The 21078-nt window shown below is 37.3% G+C and carries 23 protein-coding genes; 6 read left to right on the top strand and 17 right to left on the bottom strand.

What is annotated here, in order from left to right:
* Window position 1 precedes the first annotated feature (1 nt).
* The 3 genes from HWV00_RS10180 to HWV00_RS10170 are packed head-to-tail and all read left to right on the top strand — an operon-like array spanning window position 2 to window position 1374.
* Window positions 2-673 (top strand): fumarylacetoacetate hydrolase family protein, encoded by a 672-nt coding sequence (locus HWV00_RS10180; RefSeq protein WP_211686174.1) that lies wholly within the window; start codon window positions 2-4, stop codon window positions 671-673.
* Window positions 674-685: 12 nt separating this feature from the next.
* Window positions 686-1120 (top strand): YcgN family cysteine cluster protein, encoded by a 435-nt coding sequence (locus HWV00_RS10175; protein WP_211686172.1) that lies wholly within the window; start codon window positions 686-688, stop codon window positions 1118-1120.
* A 14-nt stretch (window positions 1121-1134) separates the two neighbouring features.
* On the top strand, window positions 1135-1374 hold the full coding sequence (locus tag HWV00_RS10170; RefSeq protein WP_211686170.1) for a DUF2492 family protein: 240 nt from the start codon (window positions 1135-1137) through the stop codon (window positions 1372-1374).
* Window positions 1375-1565: 191 nt separating this feature from the next.
* Here HWV00_RS10170 and radA read toward each other — a convergent pair whose 3' ends face one another.
* Window positions 1566-2960, bottom strand: coding sequence for a DNA repair protein RadA (gene radA / locus HWV00_RS10165; RefSeq protein WP_211686168.1), 1395 nt, complete (start codon window positions 2958-2960; stop codon window positions 1566-1568).
* 96 nt (window positions 2961-3056) lie between these two features.
* Window positions 3057-4283, bottom strand: coding sequence for a threonine/serine exporter ThrE family protein (locus HWV00_RS10160; protein ID WP_211686166.1), 1227 nt, complete (start codon window positions 4281-4283; stop codon window positions 3057-3059).
* Between the two features lie 245 nt (window positions 4284-4528).
* On the opposite strand from HWV00_RS10160, the gene HWV00_RS10155 reads away from it, so the two are divergent.
* Window positions 4529-5200 (top strand): phasin family protein, encoded by a 672-nt coding sequence (locus HWV00_RS10155; protein ID WP_211686164.1) that lies wholly within the window; start codon window positions 4529-4531, stop codon window positions 5198-5200.
* 248 nt (window positions 5201-5448) lie between these two features.
* Complete coding sequence (gene cobB, locus HWV00_RS10150; RefSeq protein ID WP_211686162.1) at window positions 5449-6174, top strand: Sir2 family NAD+-dependent deacetylase; 726 nt, start codon at window positions 5449-5451, stop codon at window positions 6172-6174.
* 67 nt (window positions 6175-6241) lie between these two features.
* On the opposite strand, the gene HWV00_RS10145 is transcribed toward cobB, so the two are convergent.
* The 4 genes from HWV00_RS10145 to potA form a co-directional block, all read right to left on the bottom strand.
* Window positions 6242-7276, bottom strand: a complete 1035-nt coding sequence (locus HWV00_RS10145; RefSeq protein WP_211686160.1) for an extracellular solute-binding protein — start codon at window positions 7274-7276, stop codon at window positions 6242-6244.
* Between the two features lie 81 nt (window positions 7277-7357).
* Window positions 7358-8128 (bottom strand): spermidine/putrescine ABC transporter permease PotC, encoded by a 771-nt coding sequence (gene potC, locus HWV00_RS10140; protein ID WP_211686159.1) that lies wholly within the window; start codon window positions 8126-8128, stop codon window positions 7358-7360.
* On the bottom strand, window positions 8121-8978 hold the full coding sequence (gene potB / locus HWV00_RS10135) for a spermidine/putrescine ABC transporter permease PotB (RefSeq protein WP_211686157.1): 858 nt from the start codon (window positions 8976-8978) through the stop codon (window positions 8121-8123). The genes potC and potB overlap by 8 nt, the downstream gene beginning before the upstream one ends.
* On the bottom strand, window positions 8971-10074 hold the full coding sequence (gene potA / locus HWV00_RS10130; protein ID WP_211686155.1) for a spermidine/putrescine ABC transporter ATP-binding protein PotA: 1104 nt from the start codon (window positions 10072-10074) through the stop codon (window positions 8971-8973). Before potA ends, potB begins: the two co-directional genes overlap by 8 nt.
* Window positions 10075-10340: 266 nt before the next feature.
* On the opposite strand from potA, the gene HWV00_RS10125 reads away from it, so the two are divergent.
* On the top strand, window positions 10341-10988 hold the full coding sequence (locus tag HWV00_RS10125) for a DUF2987 domain-containing protein (protein ID WP_211686153.1): 648 nt from the start codon (window positions 10341-10343) through the stop codon (window positions 10986-10988).
* 96 nt (window positions 10989-11084) lie between these two features.
* On the opposite strand, the gene ttcA is transcribed toward HWV00_RS10125, so the two are convergent.
* The 11 genes from ttcA to ccoN all read right to left on the bottom strand — a co-directional run bounded on the left by ttcA (window position 11085) and on the right by ccoN (window position 21003).
* Window positions 11085-12014 carry a tRNA 2-thiocytidine(32) synthetase TtcA gene (gene ttcA / locus HWV00_RS10120; protein ID WP_211686151.1) on the bottom strand — a complete coding sequence of 310 codons (930 nt, stop codon included), beginning with the start codon at window positions 12012-12014 and terminating at the stop codon, window positions 11085-11087.
* 118 nt (window positions 12015-12132) lie between these two features.
* Window positions 12133-13044, bottom strand: coding sequence for a universal stress protein UspE (uspE, locus tag HWV00_RS10115; protein WP_211686149.1), 912 nt, complete (start codon window positions 13042-13044; stop codon window positions 12133-12135).
* Between the two features lie 160 nt (window positions 13045-13204).
* On the bottom strand, window positions 13205-13951 hold the full coding sequence (locus HWV00_RS10110) for an FNR family transcription factor (RefSeq protein WP_211686147.1): 747 nt from the start codon (window positions 13949-13951) through the stop codon (window positions 13205-13207).
* 44 nt (window positions 13952-13995) lie between these two features.
* Window positions 13996-14685, bottom strand: a complete 690-nt coding sequence (locus HWV00_RS10105; RefSeq protein WP_211686145.1) for a sulfite exporter TauE/SafE family protein — start codon at window positions 14683-14685, stop codon at window positions 13996-13998.
* Window positions 14675-14851 carry a cbb3-type cytochrome oxidase assembly protein CcoS gene (ccoS, locus tag HWV00_RS10100; RefSeq protein WP_211686143.1) on the bottom strand — a complete coding sequence of 59 codons (177 nt, stop codon included), beginning with the start codon at window positions 14849-14851 and terminating at the stop codon, window positions 14675-14677. The genes HWV00_RS10105 and ccoS overlap by 11 nt, the downstream gene beginning before the upstream one ends.
* Window positions 14851-17244, bottom strand: a complete 2394-nt coding sequence (locus HWV00_RS10095) for a heavy metal translocating P-type ATPase (RefSeq protein ID WP_211686141.1) — start codon at window positions 17242-17244, stop codon at window positions 14851-14853. Before HWV00_RS10095 ends, ccoS begins: the two co-directional genes overlap by 1 nt.
* Complete coding sequence (locus HWV00_RS10090; protein WP_211686139.1) at window positions 17244-17735, bottom strand: FixH family protein; 492 nt, start codon at window positions 17733-17735, stop codon at window positions 17244-17246. The genes HWV00_RS10095 and HWV00_RS10090 overlap by 1 nt, the downstream gene beginning before the upstream one ends.
* A 96-nt stretch (window positions 17736-17831) precedes the next feature.
* Window positions 17832-18743 (bottom strand): cytochrome-c oxidase, cbb3-type subunit III, encoded by a 912-nt coding sequence (ccoP, locus tag HWV00_RS10085; RefSeq protein WP_211686137.1) that lies wholly within the window; start codon window positions 18741-18743, stop codon window positions 17832-17834.
* Between the two features lie 12 nt (window positions 18744-18755).
* Window positions 18756-18947, bottom strand: a complete 192-nt coding sequence (locus tag HWV00_RS10080; RefSeq protein WP_211686135.1) for a cbb3-type cytochrome c oxidase subunit 3 — start codon at window positions 18945-18947, stop codon at window positions 18756-18758.
* Window positions 18948-18958: 11 nt separating this feature from the next.
* Complete coding sequence (ccoO, locus tag HWV00_RS10075) at window positions 18959-19561, bottom strand: cytochrome-c oxidase, cbb3-type subunit II (RefSeq protein ID WP_211686133.1); 603 nt, start codon at window positions 19559-19561, stop codon at window positions 18959-18961.
* A 14-nt stretch (window positions 19562-19575) separates the two neighbouring features.
* Window positions 19576-21003, bottom strand: coding sequence for a cytochrome-c oxidase, cbb3-type subunit I (gene ccoN / locus HWV00_RS10070; protein ID WP_211686132.1), 1428 nt, complete (start codon window positions 21001-21003; stop codon window positions 19576-19578).
* Window positions 21004-21078 lie beyond the last annotated feature (75 nt).

Below are 21078 nucleotides of genomic sequence, written 5' to 3'. Positions count from 1 at the left end.
AATGACTTACTCTCTTTATCAACATCAAGACATACATAATAATACGATAACGTTTCCAGCTGGAAAAGTGGTTTGTATCGGACGTAACTATCTCGATCACATTCGTGAGCTTGGTAATGAAATTCCAGAGCAATCGCTGCTATTTATGAAGCCCTCGACAGCATTAGTAGGGATTGATACCCCGTTATCAATCCCTAAGGACTTAGGCGAGTGCCATAACGAACTTGAAATAGCCTTGCTAATTAAATCGCCAATAACAAAGGGCGATACAATTAACTTGGCTGAGATGATTTGGGGAGTAGGGCTAGGCCTTGATTTAACTTTACGGGACCTACAGGCCAACCTTAAAAGCAAAGGACAGCCTTGGGAACGCGCTAAAGCATTTGATGATTCATGTCCGGTGACGCCTTTTGTCCCATTAAGTGAATTTGATAATTTAAATCAGCTTGAATTTAAATTATCGGTAAATGACAAAGTGAGACAAGAAGGTGATACATCAAAAATGATGCGTTCGATAGAAGCATTATTAACAGAAATCACGCTCTGTTTTACATTATTACCAGGTGATATCGTACTCACAGGCACACCTGCAGGCGTCGGCGTACTTAATTCGGGTGATAAACTTGCATTAACGCTAGCAAACCGTTATAAGTTCGGCTGCGAGATTATTTAGAGATTAATGAAAATGGTAGAAAAATTTTGGCAGACTAAAACACTAGCTAAAATGTCAGATGCAGAGTGGGAATCACTTTGCGATGGTTGTGGAAAATGTTGTTTACATAAAATCATTGAAGATGAATCGGAAGAAATTCATTTTACCAATGTAGCTTGTGAGCTGTTAAATACAAAATCGTGCCGCTGTAAGAAGTATGAGAAACGTTTTAAGTATGTTTCTGATTGCTTTAAAGTGACATTAGATGATATCGACGCATTTCATTGGTTACCAGAGACATGTGCTTATAAGCGTTTACTGGAAGGTAATGATATTCCAGAATGGCACCCATTAATCACTGGAAGCCAGTCAGAAATGCATAAGCTTGGGTATTCGATTCGAGGTAAAGCTGTTGCAGAGTCTGCAGCGGGGGATCTAGAAGATCACATCATCACATTTAAATTATAATTAATGAGGGCGACATGTCAGAATCAGTACACGGTAGAGAAATAGTAGCATTATTAGCAGCACAGCCAGAAGGGTTGAAAGAAGCTGACTTACTAAGTCTTATAGAACAACAGTTCCCAAATGGTTTATTTCATACCTGTAAAGTTAAAGATATGAATAAAGCACAGATTCTTGCAAGTATGATCTCAAAAGGTCGTATTATTGAGCAAGACGGTATTTTAGTTTCTAAAGTTGGTTGCGGCTGTAAGCAGTAATTACATTATAGGGGGTATTCACGCCCCTATAATTCTTCATACCTCTTCATTATTCCCAATAAAACATATCGAAAAATTCAGTTTAACCTCCAAACCTTAGACCATCATGCAAACTGTTTTTTACTTTGGGAAACGCCTTATAGATTTGTTATTAACAATATTCTACAAGGCTAGAGCAACTAAAAATTAATCTACTGAAGGGCTTCCAAGAGGTCTCCAATTTTTTCAATTTGAATAATCTTCGCGCCACTATTCTCCATCGATTTATGGTAATTTGCTTTTGGGATATATACCACATCAAAACCATGCTTAATGGCTTCGTTTACACGCGGTACGCCACCGTTGATAGGTCTAACTTCACCACTGAGCGAAATCTCGCCCATGAAACAGTGTTTACGCGACATAGGTTTATCATTTAACGAACTAATAAGTGATGCAGCAATCGCTAAATCGGCACTTGTATCTGTTTCAGGTAATTTCAAACCACCCACAAGATTCACATATACATCATGAAACAATTTAATGCGGCCGTGTTTACGTAATACAGCAGTGATCATCTTTAAACGATTAAAACTAAGGCCAATACTCACGCGCTGTTGGTTTTCTGCTTCACATTCTGACACTAAACATTGTACTTCAAGCAGTAAATTACGATTACCATCGCGAATACAGGTAATTGCAGAGCCCGCTACGTGCTCGTCGGCACCAGATAGGAACAATTTACTTGGATTATCCACAGACAGCATGCCTTTACTGTGCATTTGGAAGATACCAACTTGGTCTACATCACCAAAACGGTTCTTACTTGCTCGAATGGTACGAATAATACTGTCGTTAACTTCAATGTGGAGTAGGGTATCAACGATATGCTCAAGGGTTTTTGGACCGGCTAAATCACTGCCTTTCGTTACATGACCAATAATGATAAGTGTAATACCGTGCTGTTTTGCAAAACGACTGAGCTCTTGCGCGCAGCCTTTTACTTGGCTAACAGAACCTGCACTACCATTGCAATGTTCACTTTCTAATGCTTGAATTGAGTCAATAATCAAAAACTTAACTTTTGCTTCTAATGCACGTTCCATAATGTTTGAAACGATATACTCAGACATTAAGAGTAAGTTTTCTTCTACAAAATCAATTTTAAGACGACTAATCGCACGACTTTTGAATTGTTCAAGGCTTTCTTCGGCAGTACAGTACATCGACACCATTTGCTTACTTAAGTTTGCCGATAGCTGTGTCAGTATTGTTGTTTTACCTGCGCCAGGGTCACCAGATATTAATACAATTGAGCCGACGGTAAGCCCGTCACCAAGTACACGATCTAATTCACCTATTTGTGTATCAATCTTGTTTAATTCAACGTGTGATACTTCTGACATCTTTTTAACGGTATTACCGATAGTGCCAGCATAACCACCTTGAGAAGCAATCGTACGTTGTTGACTTGGTAACGTCGCTTCTTTGAATTCAGCGAGTGTATTCCAAGCTTTACAGGCATTACATTGACCTTGCCAGCGAGGGAAGTTAGCACCGCATTCGGAGCAAAGAAAACTTATTTTTGTTTTAGGAGTTTTGGCCATGATTTTACTGTCAATTTAACTATCAAAAAATACTCATGCCACAATAATAGCATGAGTATCTGGATGTTTATACAGTTGTTCTGTGAGTTGCTGAAATTACAGACTCTTTTTAGCAGGTAATACAGCGTTAGCTAAGATCATACCTGCAAGGATCGCAACAAAGATCATAAATACAAAACCACTGTCATTAATGTTGTTCAATATTTCGTGTCCAGAAATGTATGTGTTCAGATCCATGTACGTTCGACTACCTGGTACAAGTAATACAATACCTTGGATTAATACAATAGATGCAGGTCTATTTTTAATAATGGCATATACATTACTGAACAGACCAACAGTGAAAGAACCAACGAACGTGCCTAACGTGAAGCCAAGATACTGCGCTGCAAACGTACTCATCACATAAGCAATAAGACCAGCTGAAATACCCCAAATCATATCTGATTTATGTACATTAAAAGCAACAACTAGGCCAGTCGATAGTGCAACCACTGCAATATAGTTTTTCCAACCCGGTAAAGAGTAGCTCATATCAAGCATAAGTGGATCAATAGTCCAGATTAGATTACCTAACGTGATACCAAGTAGGGCACCAAAATACAATTTAAACAACAACATAGTGGCATCAACGAGCTTTGATGTACCAGAAACAAGATCTTTATTAACAATTTCGCTTAACGCGACTGTAATGGCCAAACCGGGGATAAAGATAATGACCGATGATAATATGACAAAGGGTACATTTAGATGCACATCTAAGCTGGCGACAAAACAAGCAATCAATGCAGAGATAAAAGGAGCAAAGAACTCAACAATCGACGCTAAGCGTGGTGAGTGTGCAGATAGCTTATATAAGATAAACACAAGAAATGATAATAAGAACGAACTGATAATATCCAGACTTGAATCTGATAGTAGCATTGCAAAGGCACCACCAGTCACACACCAACCAAGCGCTTCGGTTTTAACACCGTAAAAACTAGGTTGTTGTTTCGCTTCAATTAATAGCTCAATTGCTTCATCCAAACATACTTGCGAGTCTACGACCTTTTCTACAATCTCATCAATTCTAGCTAACTTGCCTAAATCATTGCCTGCAGGTTTAACGCGAACAATGTGCGTATGCTGTTCGTCAGGATTACTTGAAAATATAAAGGTAAATGCAGTCGGCGTTACAAGAAAGCTAGCTTCAATATTCCAGAATTTAGCTAAATTAGTTAAATGATTTTCAATGCGATAGCTTGTTGCACCACAACGATGTAAAGCAAGGCCGAGTTTGATAATAAAATTTATTTGAAGTTTATATGTCTGACTATGCATAATTATATTCTGGAAGAGACAAAAAGTGGTTTATTTTAGTTCTATTTAAGTTAATTTGTTAGCTAAAATGTTGGTTAATTTCAATTAAATTGAAATTTGTTAATTAAATGGTTAGGTGTACGTTAATTTAAGTATGAGAGCTGGGCTAAGTAACTGAAACTTTGGAATGTAACTTCTAATTTCCCTCGATAAAATATAAATCATCAAATATCGATTGTATTTAGTAGCTTCAAGAAGGGTTCCTTATGTCTAAAGTAATTACAGCAGCAAAACAAGTATGGTCTGCTAAAGATCAAATCACACGTAACATCTGGTTAGCAGGTTTAGGAGCTTATGATAAAGGTTATCAATCTGCATCAAATACAGTAAATAAAAGCCAATCTATTTTTGACGAGTTGGTTGAACGTGGTCGTAAATTAGAGTCGGACACAACACTGACTATCACTACGAATAAAGATAAATTAGCGTCTGTAGGTAAATCGACAACAGGTGCAATTCAAGAAAAAGTACAAAGTGCAGTAACATCTTTTACTCATATCGATGCGAATACATTTGATAACATCATTGATAAAATTGAGCAAATTGAAAAAGCACTTGAAGATGCTAAATTAGATCAGAGTAAACCAGCGGCAGAAGTTGAAGTAATTCAAGAAATCGTAGATAAAGTAGAAGCAACTGTTACTGAAAAAGTTGCTACTGTTGCTGCAGAAGTAACGACTACGGTTGAAACTGTTGCTGAAGTAATTACAGAAGTTGCTGCAAAAGTTGCTCCAGTAGTTAAAGAAGTAGTTGCTCCAGTGACTGCTAGCGCAGCAGAACTTGTTAAAGAAGAAGTTCAAAGCATTGAATCAGTAAAACAAAATGCAAAAAAAGTAACAAAACGTGTAAAAAAAGCGGCTGCTAAAAAAAAGCAATAAGCTAGTAACCGAATAAAGTGTGGCGCATTTATGCGCCACACTTATTATTAATACTCACTTCAATACAATCAATTAGTATTTTTCCGCTTTTAATTCCCGAGAAAAAAACCACCTCTATATTAGTGATTCTATTGATGTTTAAAATATCGAAGTATTGCTCTAAATACGAATCACATCACACAAAAATATCTTGAATAGGTATTTAAAAATGATATGGTTAATTAAGGCTTATTATAAAGAGAAGTTAAATGTTTGACACCTATGACAACATAGTCATTCTCACTGGTTCTGGTATTTCTGCTGAATCAGGTATTGAAACATTCCGTGCAAGTGATGGTTTATGGGCTCAGCATCATATTGATGATATCGCGACCCTAGATGGTTATCGAAAAGACCCGGATTTAGTTTATAGCTTTTATAATCAAAGGTTTAATCAGTTATCTGCACCTAGCATCCAACCTAACGATGCACATATTGCTTTAGCTGAGTTACAAAGAGATTTTTCTGGTAGTGTCACGATTGTGACGCAGAATATTGATAACTTGCATGAACGCGGCGGTGCCAACAATATTATTCACATGCATGGCGAATTAGTGAAAGCACGCTGTGAGAAAACGCTGAAGTTATTTCCATACAAAGAATTAAGTAAATCTTTAAAATGCCCATGTTGTAAGAAAGCAGGGAACCTTAGACCACACATTGTTTGGTTTAATGAAATGCCATTGTTCATGAATGATATTTATAAAGCACTGAGCAATGCAGATTTGTTTATTGCGATCGGAACATCAGGTTCAGTATATCCTGCTGCAGATTTTGTAAATGAAGCAAACAGAGCATGTGCGCATACTATTGAGATAAACCTTGATTCGACACACATATCTGAAAACTTTAGAGAACATCGAATAGGTCAGGCGACCGAAGAGGTAAGAGAATTGGTTGATGAGCTACTTTCTAGAGATAGACAGTTCTTTTAATTGATTACTCGTTAAAAACAAAAAGGTGCATAAAGCACCTTTTTCATATCAGATTAATCACATCTCACTACAGGTTTTGAGCTTTTAACTTCTCGTAATAACGCTCGTAGATAATATTCGCATCACCAACATCTGAGTGGAATTCACCATTCGCAATTGTTTCTGCATCTGGGAATACAATCTTATTTTCTGTAAACGATTTAGGTAGAAGCTTTTTAGCTTCTTTGTTAGGAGTCGGGTAACCAATCTCTAACGCAACTTCAGCAGCAACTTCTGGGCGTAATAAGAAATCAATTAACTTATGAACAGCATCTACATTCTTCGCATTTTTCGGAATTGCTAGGCTATCCATCCAGAACACAGCACCTTCTTTTGGATATACCATTGTAATATCGCTGTCTTCTTGTTGCGCCATGTACGTACTACCATTCCAAATCATACCAAACTCAACTTCACCGGCAATATAAGGGTTAGCAGGCGTATCAGAGTTAAACACAAGTACGTTCGGCATCAATTTCTTTAGTAGCTCATAAGCTTGTGCTAATTCTGCTTCATCTTGAGTATTTGCTGAGTGACCTTGAATTTTTAACGCCATGTGGAATATTTCACGTGCGTCATCAGTTAATAATAACTGACCTTCCCATTTAGGATCCCATAAGTCTGTCCAGCTTGTAACTGATGACAATTCAATATCTGCAGTGTTAACACCGATACCAGTTGCGCCCCAAATGTATGGGATGCTGTAACGGTTGCCTAAATCGTATTCTTTATTTAACAATGAAGGATCTAAGTTTGCGTAGTTAGTTAATTTCTTATGATCAATTTCTTGTAACATACCTTCTTTTGTCATTTTACTGATGAAGTAAGTTGAAGGAACAACAAGATCATAACCATTTTTGTCATATGTTTTTAATTTCGCATACATAGATTCATTTGATTCGTATGTTGAATAAACAACTTTAATACCTGTTTCTTCAGTGAAACGGGATAACAAACCTGGTGGGATATATTCAGACCAGTTGTAGAAATTAATTGTTGTAGCATAAGCTGAGCTACTAAAAAGTAACGCAGTTGCGATACACTTCATTGTTGATTTAAACATAGTAATTTTACTTCTTCTTTTTATTTAATATAAATAACAGCAGTCGAAACTGCACAACCATTAGCGATAAAGTCCGGAGAACTATTTATCGTTTTTATTAATAAGGGCCGCAGCTATAACAAACGAGATAGATATCAAAATCATCATCGTTGCTAATGCATTAACCTCTGGTGAAACACCTACTTTAACCATTGAGTATATTTTCAATGGTAATACTTCAAAACTAGGGCCAGTTACAAATGAACTAACGATTACATCATCTAGTGAAAGCGTAAACGATAATAACCAACTTGCTATAATGGCAGGTTTTGCAATCGGTAAAATAATGCGTTTAAAGATAGTAGCTTCATTAGCACCTAAATCTTTTCCGGCTTCTAATATCGAGTTATCAAAATTACTTAAGCGACTGTAAACCGTGATCACAACAAATGGAATACAGAATGTAATATGTGCGATTAGCAAGGTAACAAAACCAAGATCTAAGCCAAGTATAATAAATAACGACAATAATGAAATGGCCATTACAATATCAGGTGACATCATCACAACAAAGAGTAGCCCAGATATAAACTTTTTACCTTTAAATTGATGCTTGAATAAGGCTACAGCGCCTAATGTACCAATAACAACGGCAATCGATGATGCAAAAACAGCAATCGTAAGAGAATTAAACGCAGCTTGTAATAGCGTGTCGTTATTCCAGAGTAGCTCATACCATTTTGAGGTAAAACCTTTCCATTTAAGACCGTATTTTGACGCATTAAATGAATTTGCGATCAAAATAAATATTGGTGTATACAAATAAATATAAACCAATAATAACAATACTTTAGATATATGACGTTTAAGCATTGTTACCTCTATTCTTAATTGACGTGCCGACTTTATAATAGAAGTATAATAATCCAGCCATAAATACTGTTAAGGTAATACTTGCAGCAGAACCAAATGGCCAATCTCGAATATTCAAAAATTGTGTTTTAATCGTATTACCAATTAATAAGTTTTTAGCACCACCAACAAGATCTGCAATATAGAACATGCCCATCGCAGGTAAAAACACTAATAGCATACCCGCAATAATACCTGACATTGTTAAAGGTAATTCGATTTTTAAAAATGTGGTGAATTTAGATGCACCAAGATCTTTTGCTGCTTCAATTAAACTCTTATCAATTTTTTCAATACTTGAATACAAAGGCAAAATCATAAACGGTAACAAGATATAAACGAGTGCAAAAATAACGGCAAACTCTGTATACATAAGCTTAAGCGGTTTATCAATGATGTGTAAATTGAGTAAAAAAGCGTTTAGTAGTCCTTTTTTAGCTAATAAGATCTTGATACCGTAGGTTCTAATTAATGAGTTTGTCCAGAAGGGGACAATAATCAAAAATAAGAGAACGGGTCTTACTTTTTTTGGTAACTGAGCAATCGTATAGGCAAAAGGATAACCAATAATTAAGCAAATTAAAGTCGCAATACTTGCCATGTACACCGAATGTTTTAATACTTTGAAATATAAAGGATCAAACAATCGAATGTAATTATCTAACGTGAACGTTAAACTGATTAAGTTCGCATCATCACGCGTTAAAAAACTAGTGATAATGATCATTATATTTGGAAGTAAAACGAATACACTCAACCAGACCAATAAAAGTCCGATAGAGAAACGCTTAAAAAGCGACGAATTAATCATTTTTTAGGATAACCTCCCAGCTTTCAACCCAAGATACCGCAACCTTTTGGCCTAAGCTATGATCAAAGTCAGGGTCGTCTTCATCAAAAAATTCACTAATTTGTACTCTTTCACCAGAATCTAAGCGAATAACTGAATCTAATGTCATTCCTTTATAGTTTCGCTCAATAATATGCCCAGTGATTTGTGCCGACGTCGCCTTATCATCAATTTCTTTAATTCTAAGATCTTCAGGACGAAGTAATATATTAATTTCTTGGCTCTGCGTTAATGGTAACTCAGTGGTAATCGTATACTGGCAACTATGTACATTCGCGATGTATTTGTTGTCGTCTAAACAAGATTCGATAACAGCAGGGAAAATATTGATCTCACCAATGAACTTTGCCACGAATAAGTTTATCGGCGTTTCGTAAATTTCACGAGGAGTACCGATTTGTTCTACATTACCGTTATTCATAACGATGATGCGATCAGACATCGTTAACGCTTCTTCTTGATCATGCGTTACAAATATAAACGTAATATTCAATTTACGCTGCAGCATTTTAAGCTCGTTCTGCATCTCTTTACGTAATTTATAATCTAACGCACTGAGAGATTCATCTAACAGTAATACTTTTGGTCGATTCACAACTGCACGGGCAATGGCTACTCGCTGTTGCTGACCGCCTGAAAGTTGTGCCGGTTGACGATCTTTAAAATCAGTCAACTTTACAATATTCAGTATTTCATCTACGCGTTGTTTGATATCTGATTCCGCAATTTTTTTCATACGTAAACCAAACGCGATATTTTCAAACACGGTCATGTGTGGGAATAGTGCATAACCTTGAAACACTGTGTTTGTATTTCGCTTTTCTGCGGGGACATTTGTGATACATTTATCTTCAAGATAAACATCTCCGCTATCGAGCGTTTCTAACCCAGCAAGAACACGTAATGCCGTTGTTTTTCCGCAACCAGAAGGCCCTAAAATAGTGACGAACTCGCCATCGTAAATATCTAACGTTAAATCATTAATAATAAGTTTGTTATCAAATGACTTTTTTGCGTTAGCAAGTCTAATGATTGAGTTTTGATTTTTGTTAAGCATCAATAAACCTAAATAATAAGAGGTTCATCTAATCTAATAAGATGAACGATTTGCGTGAATTCTAATGCTATAGCTCACAGAAATGAAGCATAAATTTGCACTTCAATAAAAATAATGCGTTAAAAACATATTCAGGTCATTTTTAAAACTTCAAAAATAATAAAGATGGATTATGTGCTCTAATTTATGACTTATTTTAGGTATAATAGCCGGAATAAAACTTTTCGTTTTAGTTAGCCCTTTACTCAGATATCAAGGATCAGATCATGCTCAATAACCATTTCATTAAAGTGGTGCTTCTTTCTAGTCTTCTTGTTCCTTCTTTAAGCGCCCAAGAATTAGTCGTTGGTTATGATGGTTTTTATAACAGAATTAAAAATAGTAAAAAAGAACAATATGTTAATACTAAAATAGGTGTGTTTCTTAATAATAGCCAGACAGGTAAGCATTGCCAGATTGAAAACGCGTTTATTAATTTCGAAGGCGAGATTACAGATGTAGAAGTCGGCGCAGACTCTGAACTTATGCTACCTTTTAACAAACAATTACGCGATGACAAAGCAAAACTGCACGTTAATGTGACAGACACTGCGTCATGTGACCTCGCGTTTCAAATTATGGCAGCAGAAAATGACAGTGTGGAATTCTCTACACTATCGTTAGTGAAGCAAATTGAAGAGTTTGATTTATTTTTGGGTAACATGGCTGGCTATTTTGGTCGTATGAATTTACCAATGACAGTGGGTGTTCAGTTTATTTTTGATGAACCTGTTGATGCTTACACCACCAGCGGTACTTTATTTAAAAGTGGTAAACAAATTTCGTTGTCGCAAGATGAAATTATTCGCGATAAAATTGCGGGCATTAAATTCAGTAAGCAACCATTACGCATTGTTCCTTTAACTGAAATATAATTAGCTCAGTTTGAATCAAAAAAAAAGCACTGCATAAACGCAGTGCTTTTTTATTTCTATTTCAAATTATATTTTTATTCTTAACGTCTATCGTTTTTATAATTCAATCACAGTGATAGCTTCACTTGGATCAAATTTTTCAACGCCAGCCTTAGCATCTTCAACAGGAATCATTTCAATTTCATTATCGAAGGCAGTATCAAACTCAGTAAGTTCATCTGCACGTTCTAAATCCATGTTTACAAAATCAAATGCATTTGTATCTGCTAAGTGACTTGGCACAACGTTACGAATTGCGTTGAAACAATTATTTACACGGCCAGGATTTGCTTCATCCCATTGTGAAAGCATTGCTTTAACAGCTTGGCGTTGTAAGTTCTCTTGAGAACCACACAGGTTACAAGGAATAATAGGGAATTGTTTAAACGCTGAATATGCTTTGATATCTGTTTCACGGCAATACGCAAGTGGGCGAATAACGATGTTACGTTTATCATCAGAGATAAGTTTTGGTGGCATCGTTTTCATTTTGCCGCCGTGGAACATATTTAAGAATAATGTTTCAACAATATCGTCAGCGTGATGACCCAGTGCAAGTTTTGTAGCACCTAAATCAACAGCTGCATTATAAAGAATACCGCGACGTAAACGAGAGCAAAGGCTACAAGTCGTTTTACCTTCTGGAATTTTATCTTTTACAATACTGTAAGTATCTTTTTGAACAATCTTGTATTCAATACCAAGATTTTCTAAATAATTAGGAAGAATATCTTCAGGAAAGCCAGGTTGTTTTTGATCTAGGTTTACTGCGATGATATCAAAGCTAATTGGTGCAGCAGCTTGTAATTGAAGTAAAATATCAAGCATTGTAAAACTATCAGCGCCACCAGATAAACAAACCATGACTCTGTCACCATCTTCAATCATATTATAATCTACGATTGCTTTACCTGTTTCATGGCGCAGTTTTTTTTGCAGTTTAGCAAATTGCTTTTTTTCTAAAGCAGTAAAATTTTCAGGATTCATTGGGACACTCAGGATAAATAATGCTGTAAGCAGCGCAGTATACCCAAGCAGACCGGAAAAGCAAGTTCCGGTACAAGCGTGTACAGCAAGCTTAGCTATACATATAAGTGTCTGTTAATTATTTTAATGCAAGAAGGTCGCAATTAATTGAATCAATCACCATTTCCGCTGTATTACCGATAAGAAAAGCAGAAAATCCATTACGAGTAGGGGCGCCTAAGATAACTAATTCAGCATCAACTTCTTGTACCACGTCTGCAATAACATCTTCCGGAGCACCAGATTCGATGTGTACATTTTCTTTTGCCACATTAAACTTTTCAGCATGATTGTACATAGACGTTTTATGGTGTTCTTCGATTTCTTGATTGTAGGCAACCGCATCGAAATTGGGGATTTCAATGGATATATGTTCTGGTGTACTTGGGTAAGCATTCGCTAAATGAATATTCGCATTTAATAGTTCTTTTAACTGAAGCGCTTCTTGAGTAATGCGTTCGTTAATTGAATTATCATCGTCACTACTTAGGCTAGTAGTTTCAAGCACTTGAATTGCTGCGACAATATTTCCACCAACAGGCCACTCATGATCTTTAACCAATAAAACCGGACACTCACTTTTACGTAATAAATGCCAATCAGTAGGGGTAAACATAACAGCGCTGAGTTTATTATGGTCGTGCGTGCTTTTAACAATTAAATCATGATTATTAAGCTTTGCTTCTTCTAATATCGATTCGAATGGACGCTTATGCCAAACCAGTTTTACCTTTATGTTTGCACCAGGATAGTCTTGCGATAATTGCGCCATAAATGACTTTTTTTCTTCGGCAACAATGGCGTCTTGCATTGATTGTCGTTCGTCACTTGAAAAAAGGGAAGTTAATTCATAAGAAAGGTCATAAATAACAAGGAGAAGAGAAATTGAAACGTTATCTTGTTGAGAGGCTAGATACAATGCACGAGATAATGCTATCTGCGGTGTATTAACTTGATCTGCAACCACTAGAATATTTTTGTATTTATTCATAAGGCACCTTTATCACGAATTGAATATAGATTAAGTATATGTTTCTTCTATTGATTATACATAACCAATAATTTTACTTACCTAACTATATCTCAATTTGTGATAGATGCCATAAATGTACTAACTTATTGTAAATAAATAGCAATAAGCTTAATTTTTGCTATACGTCTTTCTTACCAGCAAGTGTTGCTAAACTTTCACGGTCTATAATGCTGATATATTTCCCTTTTACTTCAATCATTTCACTTGTTTGGAAACGGCCAAGTAAGCGACTAATAGTTTCAACAGTCAGACCTAAGTAGTTACCGATATCACCACGAGTCATGGTTAAACGGAATTCTTTAGGTGAAAAACCACGCTCAGAAAAACGAACTGATAAATTATTTAAGAAGGCTGCAAGACGTTGCTCGGCATTCTTTTTACTTAATAATAAAATCATTTCTTGATCAGCAGCAATTTCACCACTCATTAAACGCATCACTTGACGGCGTAACATTGGCATTTTACCAATTAAGTCATCCAGTGTGTCGTATGGGATTTCACAAACCATTGAAGTTTCTAATGCTTGAGAAAAACTAGGGTGAACACCTGAGCTTAAACCATCGAAACCGATTAAATCACCAGCAAGGTGGAAACCTGTGATTTGTTCATCACCTTGTTCAGTGATTGTGTATGATTTAACAGAACCTGAACGAATTGCGTAAAGTGATTTAACTTTGTCACCAGCTTTGAAGATTTCATCATGCTTTTGAAACGGTTTTTTACGTTCAATAATTTGATCGAGTGAATCTAACTCTGAATCATTTAAAGAATATGGTATGCAAAGCTGACTAATACTGCAATTCTGGCAGTGAATTTCACATTTTGAAGGCGTCGTTCGTGTTGCTATCTTTTTATCTAAGGCCATAATCCCACTAAACTCTTTTGATATATGTCAATATTGTAACAGCTTTATAGGCTATTAGCACTCAATTGTACTATAGCAATATAAATAACATGTGAACCAAATACAACAAGTAATAAACCACTACATTTTTTAAACTTTGAATTCTGTATTAAACGATTGAATTGGTTTGATAAGCTCCCGACTAAAAACATAATAGGGAATGTCCCCAAGCCGAATGCAAACATCGTTAGCCCAGATTCTAACGCAGAACCCGTTGATAGTGCGAGTGTTAATGCTGAATACACTAAACCGCAAGGTAGCCACCCCCACAAAAAGCCAAGTGGAAATGCATGATAGGGCGTTTTTAACGGTAAAAACTGGCGGGCAACGGGTTGAATATAACGCCATAATAAACGTCCTACCTTTTCAAGTTGCAAGATCGTCGAATTAAGTTGAGCAATATACAAACCAATAAGGATAAGTGTTATGCCCGAAATAAAACGTAAAATGACGAGTAAGTCGTAACCTGCACCAAAATTCAATCCAATTTGCGCCGTGTAACCAACAAGAGTACCAATTAAAGTATAGCTGCTGATACGACCTAAATTATAGAAAAGAGGCGTTAGGGGCATTGACTGAGAAGATGACTTACTACTTGCATGTGCAATCGCACCCGAAATACCACCGCACATTGCAATACAGTGACCAGCGCCTAACACACCGATCATGAATGCCGCGATAAGACTAGTTATCATGTTTTTCTACAGGTGAGTCGTTATTATCATTGTCATCAAACAAGATATTACTCCCTTCGCGTTCTAAATCTTCAAATTGATCTGATTTAACGGCCCAAAAAAAGACACCTACAGCAATTGCGACAAAAATAATCGCAATTGGGATCAACATAAATATAATTTCCATTACTTCAACAGCCTTAATGAATTACCAATAACAAGTAGGGAGCTAAGTGACATACCTACAACAGCGATATATGGCGGTACACTACCTGACATCGCCAGCGGCAAAATTAATGAGTTATAACCAAGTGCCCACATTAAGTTTTGTTTGATTATTTTATAGGTTTTGGTCGCAGTAGCCAGCATATATTTCATTGCAATAAAATCAGTGCTTAATAACACCACATCGGCGCTATTTTTCGCTAAATCAGAACCTTCACCCATAGCAACAGATACCGTAGCAGCACTCAATACCGGCGCATCATTGACACCATCACCGACCATTAGTACTAATTTATTGTTCGCTTGTTGCTGATTAATATAAGCAAGTTTACTTTCTGGTGACTGACTCGTCTTCCTATTTGTAATTGCCAAGCCTTCAGTAACTTTGTTTGTATTATCTTTGGTATCGCCAGTAAGCAGAGTAATGTCTACACCTGTAGCAGCAATGTAGTCTAATGTGGTTGATACATTATCACGCATTTCATCTTGAATATAAAAGCGGGCGATGAGCAGATCATTTTTTATGAGATAGACAAGGATCTCTTTACCGTCTGATTCTAAACTGACCTGATTTGTAAACGATGCTGAACCAATTTTATAAACATCAGAACCGATAGTCCCTGAAATACCAAGACCAATGTGGTTTTCTGTTTTATCAAATTCCATCAAGGCCATGTCTGTTTTGAAGGCTGTCGCGATAGGGTGTGTTGAATGTTTTTCTAAAGATGTAGCGAGACGCAGCAACTCTTCATTTTGCATATCACATTCAGCTTTAATACTGGTCAGCGTGAAAGCACCCTTGGTTAATGTACCTGTTTTATCAAATGCGACTTCATTAATATTCGTTAATGATTCAAGTACATGCTCTTTACGTATTAGAATACCGCGCTGTGATAAGAAACTCGTCGCACAAGTCAATGCCGTTGGTGTTGCAAGTGATAATGCGCAGGGGCAAGTTGCCACTAATACTGATAAAGTAATCCAAAATGCTTTGTCAGGATCGTGCCCTAACCAAAATAGATAAGTACCAGCAGAAATAATAAGTAAGGCAAGTACGAAGTAACGTGAAATCTTGTCTGCTAACACTGAAATTTGAGGTTTTGAAGACTGCGCTGTATTTTGTAGGCGAATAATTTCCGAAATCAAATTGTGTTTATGTGTTTTAGTCACACACACTGTAATGGTTTGCTCTACATTAAGACTACCAGTGTACACACCGCTATCTATCGATTTAACGATCGGTAAAAACTCACCTGTTAGCATTGATTCATCAACACTTGTTTCACCATTAATAATGGTACCGTCACAAGGAATGACTTCACCACTTTTAACAATAACGTAATCACCAATGTCGAGTTGCTTAGTTGGAATTAACTTTTCTGTTTTATCGGCATTGAGGCGTAATGCCATGTTTGGAATCAACTTTGCCATATTCGCACTGAGTTCAGATGTTTTCTTTCTGGCTCTTAGCTCTAAGTAACGACCGAATAATAGAAAGAAGGTAAACATAGAAATGGATTCAAAATATACTTCACCAGTACCAGTCATGGTTGCATAGGCGGAGGCGGTATAAGCGCCTAACAATGCGATTGAAACGGGAACGTCCATTCCTAAGGTTCGGGTTCGTAAATTACGCAGCGCGTTTGAATAGAAAGGCTGTGCTGAATAAAGTAGTACAGGGGTGGCTACAATTAAACTAACCCAGCGGAATAGTTGACGATACATCTCTTCCATATCGCCAAACCACGTAGAATAAAGCGCAACCGCAAACATCATCACTTGCATTGTTGCTAAGCCAGCTAAACCTAAGCGTCTAAAGTAAGACTTAAGTTGCTTGTTATACATCAACTCATGTTGATCAGCTTGAAAAGGGGAGGCGCTGTAACCTAAGTTATTGATACGTTTTAGGATGTCACTTAACTTAATGTGCTCATCAATCCATTTAATCGAAATACGGTTACTTGTCGCATTCACATTAATAAAATGGATACCTTTGGTATTACGTAAACTCTTTTCAATTAACCATGCACACGCAGCGCACGTTAACCCTTCGACAGTCAGTGTTATTTCTTTAATCTCACCATCTTGATAAACAAATTCATCTTGAATTTCATTATCATCATAAATTTCTAATCGTAATAATTCATCCGGTACTAATTGCTTTGCCGTGGGTGATAAATCGGTCCTGTGTTCATAATAAGAACTTAATCCTGAACCAACAATCATTTCTGCGACAGATTGGCAGCCTGGACAACACATTTCGCGTTCTTCAGGTGCTATATAGACTTTATATTTATTTTTATCTGCAGCTAATACAACTTCACCGCAGTGATAACAATCAGTACCGTTTGACATTAATCTTGCTCGCCGTCTAACTTAATAACAGAAGTATTTGGATATTGAACGTATTCTTGTACACGCCATTTACTGTCGAATGATTCAATACGCACACGCCATTTACCTTCGAGCATGTCTTCCGGAATATCGATACGGTAACTGCCATCACCAGATGCTGTCGCGAGTACAGAAATATCGTGTTTTGCTAGCGTAACGTGGAAAAATGATACTTGTAATGCTTGATTCGCAACAAGATCGCCGCTTGCTTTAGAAAATACTGCGCTGTTATTTTCGAATTTAAGATCAAACGTAATATTACGCGCTAATGCTTCATGATATTTCGTTAAATCTTGGTTAATTTTTTTACCATCTTTATAGTAATCTTCAGAAACCATGTCTGGTTGATTGTTTTGAAAGATAACAAAAGTAGAAGTACCAGCGACAACAGCGAGTGTAGGGAAGAAGATGACGAACCAAAACCAAGGTTCTTTGTACCAATAAGATTTCATTGTGAACTCCATGAAGGAAAAAGGGAAACTTAACAAAGTTACAGCCAAAAAAAAAGCTCCATTTAGTAAATGGAGCTTTAAATAACCACTATTACGTTACTTTACACTTAAGCTGTAAACATAACCACTTAGTAGCATTACTTTGTCTTCGCCAAGGATATCACCCCATGCTGGCATCACACCGTTACGACCATAACTAACAGTTTGTTTGATCGCTTTTTTAGAGCCACCATACAACCAAGTTTTGTCAGTAAGGTTTGGAGCACCAAGCATAGTCATGCCTTTCGCATCTGCACCGTGACAAGCTGAACAAGTTTGAAGGAATACTTCTTTACCTGCTGCAGACTCACGAGCATTTACTTTACGGCCAGATAAACCAACAACATACGTTGTTACTTGATCTACTTTATCATCACCTAATACAGCTAACCAGCCAGGCATGACACCCGCACGGCCATGCATGATAGTTGTTTTGATATCAGCAGTAGTACCGCCGTATAACCAATCACCATCAGTTAGGTTAGGGAAGCCTTTAGCACCACGCGCATCAGAACCATGACACTGAGAACAGTTTTGTAAGAATAGGCGTTGACCTACTTTTACTGCTTCAGGGTCTTTAGCAATGTCAGCAATTTCACGGTATTCAGTGAAGTTACTTTCTTCTGTTTTAACTAGCTTGTTAAATACAGCTGCATATTTTTCATCTGCAGATGACACTTCGCGTTGGTATTCGTTAGCACTAGTCCAACCTAATAGGCCTTTATATGCACCTAGACCTGGGTAAAGTGCGAAATAAATAAAGCCACCAATACAAGTGAAAATAAATAGATATTTCCACCATGTTGGTAATGGGTTATTTAACTCTTCGATACCATCGAAAGAGTGACCCATTGATTCGCCTTCTTTAACACCTGTATCGTTTTTGTTACACATCCAAAGAAGACCTAGGCAAGCAAAAATGCTACCTAGTGTGATCACTGTGATCCAAATACTCCAAAAAGTACTCATAATCATAAACTCCTAAATACGAGCAGAAGTATTCTTCTGCTCTCCATTAAGTGAATCACTGTGGACTGCTTCATCAGCGAATACTAAGTTAGCGGCTTCGTTAAACGAACGTTTTTGACGTTTGCTGTAAGCCCAAACAATAATACTGATAAAAATGGCCATTAGTATTAGGGTATAAACCCCTTGAAATGTACCGTAATCCATAAGTTACACCCTTATTTTAATGCATGACCTAATGATTGCAGATATGCAACCAATGCGTCTAGTTCAGTTTTACCTTTTACTGCTTCTTCTGCACCAGCAATATCGGCATCTGTGTAAGGAACGTCAAAGTAGTCTTTAAAGATACTTAATTTCTTAGCAGATTCTGAACCGTCTAACACATTTTCAGCTAACCAAGGGAAAGCAGGCATGTTTGACTCAGGTACAACACTACGCGGATCAAGTAAATGCGCACGTTGCCAGTCATCAGAGTAACGACCACCAACACGAGCTAGATCTGGACCTGTACGCTTAGAACCCCATAGGAATGGATGTTCCCAAACAGATTCACCAGCAACAGAGTATGCGCCGTAACGCTCTGTTTCTGCACGGAAAGGACGGATCATTTGACTATGACAAACTGCACAGTTCTCACGGATGTAGATATCACGACCTTCCATCTCTAGTGCCGTATAAGGGCGTAGAGTGTCTAGAGGCTCAGTAGTATCTTTTTGCCAGAACAGTGGTGTAATCTCAACCATAGCACCAAAGCTGATCGCAATGACGATGAAGATCGCTAATAAACCAACGTTCTTTTCAATTAATTCATGTTTCATAAGATATCTCCTTTCTATGCCGCTTCAGCGTCAGCTTTGATTGAGTGATCTGTAGCAGAAATTGTCTTAAAGACGTTGTATGCCATTAATAGCATACCTGCAACAAAGAACACACCACCAAGGAAGCGCACGAAGTAGAATGGGTATGAAGCTTGAAGTGACTCAACGAAACTGTACGTTAATGTACCGTCTGCGTTAACCGCTCTCCACATCAGACCTTGCATAACACCAGAGATCCACATTGAAACAATGTAAAGAACCGTACCAATAGTTGCTAACCAGAAGTGAACGTTGATTAGCTTAACGCTGTACATACGACCTTGGTTAAATAATACTGGAATTAAGTGGTAGATAGCACCGATAGATACCATCGCAACCCAACCTAGCGCACCTGAGTGTACGTGACCAACAGTCCAGTCAGTGTAATGCGATAGTGCATTTACACTCTTAATTGCCATCATTGGACCTTCGAACGTAGACATACCGTAGAAAGATAGAGATACAATTAAGAAACGTAGGATAGGGTCATAACGTAGTTTATGCCATGCGCCAGAAAGCGTCATGATACCGTTGATCATACCACCCCATGAAGGAGCGAATAAGATTAACGACATTACCATGCCTACAGATTGAGTCCAATCTGGTAGTGCAGTGTAATGTAAATGGTGAGGACCAGCCCAGATGTATAACGATACTAATGCCCAGAAGTGAACAATAGATAAACGGTATGAGTAAACAGGACGGTTAGCTTGTTTAGGAACGAAGTAGTACATCATACCTAAGAAACCAGCAGTTAGGAGGAAGCCTACTGCATTATGGCCATACCACCACTGAACCATTGCATCAATCGCACCACCGTAAATAGAATAAGATTTCATTCCATTTAGTGGGATTGCTGCACTGTTTACAATGTGTAAAACAGCAACGGTTAAGATGAATGCACCAAAGAACCAGTTCGCAACATAAATGTGCGACGTACGGCGTTTGATAATGGTGCCAAAGAATACAACCGCATAAACAACCCAAACTAGCGTGATTAAGATATCAATCGGCCATTCAAGTTCTGCGTATTCTTTTGACGTGTTATAACCAAGTGGTAATGATATAACGGCAGAAAGAATAACAAGTTGCCAACCCCAAAATACAATCGCAGGTAAAACGCCACCGAATAGGCGTGTTTGACATGTACGTTGGACAACATAAAAAGATGTTGCCATTAGGGCCGAAGTACCAAATGCAAAAATTACTGCATTGGTGTGTAGGGGACGAAGACGGCTATAAGTTAACCAAGGAGTATCGAAGTTTAGTGCAGGCCAAATTAGCTGTGCTGCGATTAGCACACCCACTGACATACCAACAATACCCCAGATAACAGCCATCACAGTAAACTGTCGTACAACTTTATAGTTATAGTCAGTTTTTATAGGTGAATGAGAGCTCATATTATGCTTCCGGTGCTACGAATAATTAAACATCTGTTGATGCGTGAATACCCAAAATAAGTACATGTAAATTTA

The sequence above is a fragment of the Moritella sp. 24 genome (assembly GCF_018219155.1).
Lineage (GTDB): Bacteria > Pseudomonadota > Gammaproteobacteria > Enterobacterales > Moritellaceae > Moritella.
The sequence above is the reverse complement of the archived record's forward strand: the minus strand, read 5'-3'. Positions and strand labels throughout refer to the sequence as shown.

What these genes read in the sequence shown, in the direction of transcription:
- ccoN (WP_211686132.1), bottom strand. Translation starts at nt 21,003, where the DNA reads ATGAGCTCTCATTCACCTATAAAAACTGACTATAACTATAAAGTTGTA.
- HWV00_RS10160 (WP_211686166.1), bottom strand. Translation starts at nt 4,283, where the DNA reads ATGCATAGTCAGACATATAAACTTCAAATAAATTTTATTATCAAACTC.
- uspE (WP_211686149.1), bottom strand. Translation starts at nt 13,044, where the DNA reads ATGAATAAATACAAAAATATTCTAGTGGTTGCAGATCAAGTTAATACA.
- HWV00_RS10110 (WP_211686147.1), bottom strand. Translation starts at nt 13,951, where the DNA reads ATGGCCTTAGATAAAAAGATAGCAACACGAACGACGCCTTCAAAATGT.
- ccoO (WP_211686133.1), bottom strand. Translation starts at nt 19,561, where the DNA reads ATGAAACATGAATTAATTGAAAAGAACGTTGGTTTATTAGCGATCTTC.
- HWV00_RS10125 (WP_211686153.1), top strand. Translation starts at nt 10,341, where the DNA reads ATGCTCAATAACCATTTCATTAAAGTGGTGCTTCTTTCTAGTCTTCTT.
- HWV00_RS10175 (WP_211686172.1), top strand. Translation starts at nt 686, where the DNA reads ATGGTAGAAAAATTTTGGCAGACTAAAACACTAGCTAAAATGTCAGAT.
- HWV00_RS10155 (WP_211686164.1), top strand. Translation starts at nt 4,529, where the DNA reads ATGTCTAAAGTAATTACAGCAGCAAAACAAGTATGGTCTGCTAAAGAT.
- HWV00_RS10180 (WP_211686174.1), top strand. Translation starts at nt 2, where the DNA reads ATGACTTACTCTCTTTATCAACATCAAGACATACATAATAATACGATA.
- ccoS (WP_211686143.1), bottom strand. Translation starts at nt 14,851, where the DNA reads ATGGAAATTATATTTATGTTGATCCCAATTGCGATTATTTTTGTCGCA.
- potB (WP_211686157.1), bottom strand. Translation starts at nt 8,978, where the DNA reads ATGATTAATTCGTCGCTTTTTAAGCGTTTCTCTATCGGACTTTTATTG.
- HWV00_RS10095 (WP_211686141.1), bottom strand. Translation starts at nt 17,244, where the DNA reads ATGTCAAACGGTACTGATTGTTATCACTGCGGTGAAGTTGTATTAGCT.
- ttcA (WP_211686151.1), bottom strand. Translation starts at nt 12,014, where the DNA reads ATGAATCCTGAAAATTTTACTGCTTTAGAAAAAAAGCAATTTGCTAAA.
- ccoP (WP_211686137.1), bottom strand. Translation starts at nt 18,743, where the DNA reads ATGAGTACTTTTTGGAGTATTTGGATCACAGTGATCACACTAGGTAGC.
- HWV00_RS10080 (WP_211686135.1), bottom strand. Translation starts at nt 18,947, where the DNA reads ATGGATTACGGTACATTTCAAGGGGTTTATACCCTAATACTAATGGCC.
- potA (WP_211686155.1), bottom strand. Translation starts at nt 10,074, where the DNA reads ATGCTTAACAAAAATCAAAACTCAATCATTAGACTTGCTAACGCAAAA.
- HWV00_RS10170 (WP_211686170.1), top strand. Translation starts at nt 1,135, where the DNA reads ATGTCAGAATCAGTACACGGTAGAGAAATAGTAGCATTATTAGCAGCA.
- cobB (WP_211686162.1), top strand. Translation starts at nt 5,449, where the DNA reads ATGTTTGACACCTATGACAACATAGTCATTCTCACTGGTTCTGGTATT.
- radA (WP_211686168.1), bottom strand. Translation starts at nt 2,960, where the DNA reads ATGGCCAAAACTCCTAAAACAAAAATAAGTTTTCTTTGCTCCGAATGC.
- HWV00_RS10105 (WP_211686145.1), bottom strand. Translation starts at nt 14,685, where the DNA reads ATGATAACTAGTCTTATCGCGGCATTCATGATCGGTGTGTTAGGCGCT.
- HWV00_RS10145 (WP_211686160.1), bottom strand. Translation starts at nt 7,276, where the DNA reads ATGTTTAAATCAACAATGAAGTGTATCGCAACTGCGTTACTTTTTAGT.
- potC (WP_211686159.1), bottom strand. Translation starts at nt 8,128, where the DNA reads ATGCTTAAACGTCATATATCTAAAGTATTGTTATTATTGGTTTATATT.
- HWV00_RS10090 (WP_211686139.1), bottom strand. Translation starts at nt 17,735, where the DNA reads ATGAAATCTTATTGGTACAAAGAACCTTGGTTTTGGTTCGTCATCTTC.